Annotated in this window: 1 protein-coding gene; it reads right to left on the bottom strand. The window is 72.7% G+C overall.

Features of this window, described 5'->3' with window-relative positions; genetic code table 11:
* Positions 1-549, bottom strand: a 549-nt coding sequence (locus AC2W7M_RS26775; RefSeq protein ID WP_486136245.1) for an MFS transporter, incomplete at its 3' end; no start/stop codon positions are given.
* Positions 550-719 lie beyond the last annotated feature (170 nt).

Raw genomic sequence — 719 nt, 5'->3', positions numbered from 1 at the left:
GCCCCATTCGCCGCGCCGCGGCCGCGGCCGGGCATTGCCGCCGGTGGCGAGCGCCACCGCCACCGGCAGCGTCAGCAGCATGGCGAAACCGAACATGATCAGCGTCTCGTGCCAGCCGACCGTGTCCATCAGCCCGCGCGCCAGCGGCGGGAACAGGAACTGGCCGAACGAGCCGGCCGCCGTGGCAAGCCCGAAGCCGAGCGACTTCAGATGGTCCGGCAGGAGCTTGCCGAACGCCGCCAGAACCAGATTGAACGAGCAGGCCGAGAGGCCGAAGCCCACCAGCACGCCGGCGCTCAGATGCAGCACCAGCGGCGACTGCGCATAGGCCATCAGCACCAGGCCGGCGCCGTAGAGCAGCGCGCCCACCCACAGCACCCGCACGGTGCCGAAGCGGTCCGCCATGGCGCCGGCGAAGGGGGAGCCGACGCCCCACAGGAGGTTCTGGATCGCCACCGCCACGGCGAACACGTCGCGCCCCCAGCCGAATTCCTGCGTCATGGGCAGCAGGAACAGGCCGAACACCGAGCGCGGCCCGAATGTGATCATGCCGATCAGGCCGCCGGCGGCGATGATGACGACCGCGGGGAGAACAAGGCTGCGGCGCGGCGGGGACGGGGAGACGGGGGAAGCGGGAAGGGACGGACATGAAGGGCTCGCAGCGCGCCCGCGAGGGGCGCTCGCCGCGGCCGCCTCCGCGCCGGACGCCGCAGGCGTCA

It is taken from the genome of Xanthobacter sp. BG11Y11_SDJG (assembly GCF_057364445.1).
The sequence above is the reverse complement of the archived record's forward strand: the minus strand, read 5'-3'. Positions and strand labels throughout refer to the sequence as shown.